At 71.9% G+C, this 3,784-nt stretch carries 4 protein-coding genes; 3 read left to right on the top strand and 1 reads right to left on the bottom strand.

What is annotated here, in order from left to right:
* On the bottom strand, positions 1 to 833 hold an 833-nt coding region (locus ACOJUF_RS13840), incomplete at its 3' end, for a carbohydrate kinase family protein (RefSeq protein WP_420122415.1).
* A gap of 156 nt (positions 834 to 989) precedes the next feature.
* Between ACOJUF_RS13840 and ACOJUF_RS13845 the strand changes: the two genes are divergently transcribed.
* The 3 genes from ACOJUF_RS13845 to ACOJUF_RS13855 all read left to right on the top strand — a co-directional run.
* Positions 990 to 1,835, top strand: coding sequence for a class I fructose-bisphosphate aldolase (locus ACOJUF_RS13845; RefSeq protein WP_420122416.1), 846 nt, complete (start codon positions 990 to 992; stop codon positions 1,833 to 1,835).
* Entirely contained in the window at positions 1,832 to 3,001 is a 1,170-nt protein-coding gene (locus ACOJUF_RS13850; protein WP_420122417.1) for a Gfo/Idh/MocA family protein, read from the top strand. The genes ACOJUF_RS13845 and ACOJUF_RS13850 overlap by 4 nt, the downstream gene beginning before the upstream one ends.
* 382 nt (positions 3,002 to 3,383) lie before the next feature.
* Positions 3,384 to 3,784 (top strand): ATP-binding cassette domain-containing protein (locus ACOJUF_RS13855; RefSeq protein WP_420122418.1); only part of this gene is annotated, 401 nt, incomplete at its 3' end.

Genomic DNA, 3,784 nt, shown 5'->3' on the forward strand with positions numbered 1-3,784 from the left:
TGCCAGAGGGCGGCGCCGGCCCACCGGTCGGCCAGCGGGCGCAGGACCCGGCCGGCCCGGGTGAGCCGGTCGGCCCCGGCGGCCCGCAACCGCAGCCCGCCGGCCCCCGAGGAGACCGCGGCGACCCCGGCGCCCCACTCCAGCAACCGGTCGGCCAGGGCCTCCACCAGCTCCGGCGTCACCGGCTCGGCGATGCCCAGGGCCGAGACCAGGTCGTCGACGCTGGGCGTGATCACGTCGATCAGCGGCAGCGCCCGGCGCAGGATGGCCGCCCAGTCGAGCCCGCCGGCGGAGGACTCCGGATCGATCACGGCCAGGTCGACCGAGGTGGTCAGCCCGGCCGACCGGGCCCGCCGCAGCAGCGCGACGAGCTCGGCCGCGCCGTCCGCCAGCAGCCCGGGCAGCAGCGACGGATACCCGACGTGCAGCAGGTCGGCGGCCCTGAGATCGCCGTCGAGATCGACCGACTCGCCGGTGAAGTCGCTGTTGACCCCGGTGTGGTGCCAGAACGTGCGGTCGGCGCCCGGGGGCTCGAGGACCAGGCTGTAGGACGTGCCGCGTCCCGGTCGCACGGTGAGCCGGCTGCGCACCCCGGGCAGGTCGGCCACCGCCCGGGCGGCGTAGCGACCGAGTTCGTCGTCCCCGACCAGCGCGCAGGCCAGCACCGGAGCCCCCAGGGCACCGAGCGCCCGCGCGGTGTTGGCGACGCAGCCGCCCAGACCCAGGGACAGCGGGCCGACCTCGATCAGCCGCCCCGGGGTCAGGGCGGCGGAGGCGCCGAGGGTCGGCGTGACGTCGACGCAGATGTGCCCGGCCACAGCGATGGAGTGCACTTGGGGACCTTCCTCGGCGGTGAGGGTGCCCGACCGGCACCTGAAACAACGTTGTTCCGAAGTCTAGACAACGTTGTTTCGTTCTGGCTACCCTCACGTTCGACGGCGCCGCACCAACCATCGGCGCCCCGAACACCCCTCTTGGAGACGACAAAGATGTCCCTGTACCGACTCAACCGGCTGTTCAACCCCACGTCCGGGCGCGCCCTGGACGTCGCGGTCGACCACGGGTTCTTCGGCGAGCCGTCCTTCATCGGCGGGATCGAGGACATGCCGTCGGTCGTCCGGACCCTCGTCGAGGTCGGCCCGGACGCGGTCCAGCTGACCATCGGCCAGGCGCGGCACCTGCAGTCCGTGCCGGGCAAGGCCAAGCCGTCGCTGGTGCTGCGCACCGACGTCGCGAACGTCTACGGCAACCCGCTCGACGAGCACCTGTTCAGCCACCACGTGCCCTTCGCGATCGAGGAGGCCGTGCGGCTGGACGCGGTCGCCGTCTGCGCGAACCTGATGCAGCTGCCCGGCCACCCGGCCATCCGCGACGCCAACATCCGGTCGATCATGGCGCTGCGCGAGCAGGCCACCCGCTACGGCATGCCCCTGATGGTCGAGCCCCTGGTGATGCAGGACAACGCGACGGCCGGCGGCGGCTACATGGTCGACGGCGACACCGCCAAGGTGGTCACCCTGGTCCGGCAGGCCGTCGAGCTCGGCGCCGACCTGATCAAGGCCGATCCCACCACCGACATCGCCGACTACCGCAAGGTGATCGCCGTGGCCGGCGGCATCCCGGTCCTGGTCCGCGGCGGCGGGCGGGTCGACGACCGCACCCTGCTCGAGCGCACGGTCGCCGTGCTCGACGCCGGAGCGAGCGGAATCGTCTACGGCCGCAACATCATCCAGCACCCGTCGCCGGCCGGCATCACCGCCGCACTGATGGCCGTGCTGCACGAGGGCCTGGGCGTGGACGCCGCGCTCAAGCTGGTCACGGAGTACGCCAAGTGACCCCGCAGACGGTGAACGTCGCGATCGTCGGCGGCGGCCTCATGGGCCGCGAGATCGCCGCCGCGCTGCAGCGCTGGCCGGCCCTCATCGACCACCCGGTGCGGCCCCGGCTGACCGCGGTCTGCGACGTCAACCCGGCCGCGATGACCTGGTTCGACCAGATCGACACGGTCACCACCAAGGTGACCGACTACCGCGACCTGCTGTCCGACCCGGCGATCGACGTGCTGTACGTCGCCGTCCGGCACGACCTGCACGAACAGATCTACACCGACGTGATCGAGGCCGGTAAGGACCTGCTGGCGGAGAAGCCGTTCGGCATCGACGGCGCCGCCGCTCAGGCCATCATGCGGTCGATCGAGGCACATCCGGAGAGCTTCGTCCGGTGCTCGAGCGAGATGCCGTTCTTCCCCGGCGCGCAGTGGGCCGCCGAGTACGTGCGGTCGGGCGCGCTGGGCCAGATCATCGAGGCCGGCAACGCGTTCCTGCACTCCAGCGACCAGGACGTGCGCAAGGGCATCAACTGGAAGCGCCGGATCGCCACCTGCGGCGAGGCCGGCGTGCTCAACGATCTGGGCATGCACACCTGGCACCTGCCGCTGCGGCTGGGCTGGGCGCCGGAACGGGTCTACGGCGTGCTGCAGAACATCGTGACCACGCGGCCGGGCCCGGACGGCACGCCGGTCCCGTGCGACACCTGGGACAACGCGACCCTGCACTGCTGGAGCCGGCACGACGGCCAGGAGTTTCCGCTGACCACCCGGACCAAGCGGATCGATCCCGGCCAGAAGAACACCTGGACGTTCCAGGCCATCGGCCTCGACGGCGGGGTCCGGTTCTCGACCAAGAACCCGAAGACGGTCGAGGTGTTCGGGGTCCGCGACATCCCGGGCATCGGCCGGGAGCAGGTCTGGCACCAGCTGGACGTGGGCAGCCAGTCGGTCTGGCCGACCGTCACCGGCGGCATCTTCGAGACCGGCTTCAGCGACTCGATCCTGCAGATGTGGGCGGCCTTCCTGGCCGAGCGGGCGGGCGCACTGGGCGAACGGTTCGGCACGGTCCGTCCCGAGGAGGCCGCGCTGACCCACGAGATCTTCCGTGCGGCAATGACTTCGCACCGGGACGGCGTCGCTGCGCCGGTCCGGGGCGCGGCCCTGACCGGCTGACCGCCGGTTCCCCGACCGACCGGACGGGCGACCCTCGGGGGGTCGCCCGTCCGGTCATCGTCGTCTTTGGCCCACGCTCCCCGCCCTTGCCCGGACCCACGCCGGCGGTCCCGGCGGTGCGGCCGGGGGCGGTCCCGGCGACCCCGCGTCCGGGCCCCCGGAGACGGCCGAAAAAATTCGCATGACACCCGTGACATGGATGCCTCCGATGCTCTACAGTTCAATCCAACGACGAGCGCCGGGCCGGCCACCGAGCCGCACCTGACGCCGCGCAGACGTTGTCCCCCAAGCGTTTCCGGCCCGCTAGCCGGCGGCAGTCGCCGCCGGACTCGGGCCCATCCCCCCGGGCTCCGGCCCTACTACCCAAAGGTGGTGTAGTCACATGAGTCCGGTGCTCCAGGCCCGCGGACTGACCCGCAGCTTCGGCAGCGTTCAGGCGCTGAACGACTGCGACTTCGACATCGAGCCCGGCGAGGTCGTCGCCCTGATCGGTGACAACGGGGCCGGGAAGTCGACCCTGGTCAAGGCCCTGTCGGGCAACCTCGCCCTGGATTCGGGTCAGATCGAGTTCGACGGCCGGCCGGTCACGATCACCTCGCAGCAGCACGCCTCGGAGCTGGGCATCGAGGTCGTCTACCAGGACCTGGCGCTGGCCCCGCACCTGGACCCGGCGCAGAACGTGTTCCTCGGCCGGGAGATCCCGGCCAAGGGACTGCTCGGCCGCTTCGGGTTCATGGACAACCGGGCCATGCGGCGGCAGGCCAAGGCCGGCTTCGACGAGCT

The sequence above is a fragment of the Nakamurella sp. genome (assembly GCF_048594475.1).
GTDB lineage: Bacteria > Actinomycetota > Actinomycetes > Mycobacteriales > Nakamurellaceae > Nakamurella.

Excerpts from the sequence above, each read along its gene's own strand:
- ACOJUF_RS13845 (WP_420122416.1), top strand. The coding sequence starts at position 990 with ATGTCCCTGTACCGACTCAACCGGCTGTTCAACCCCACGTCCGGGCGC.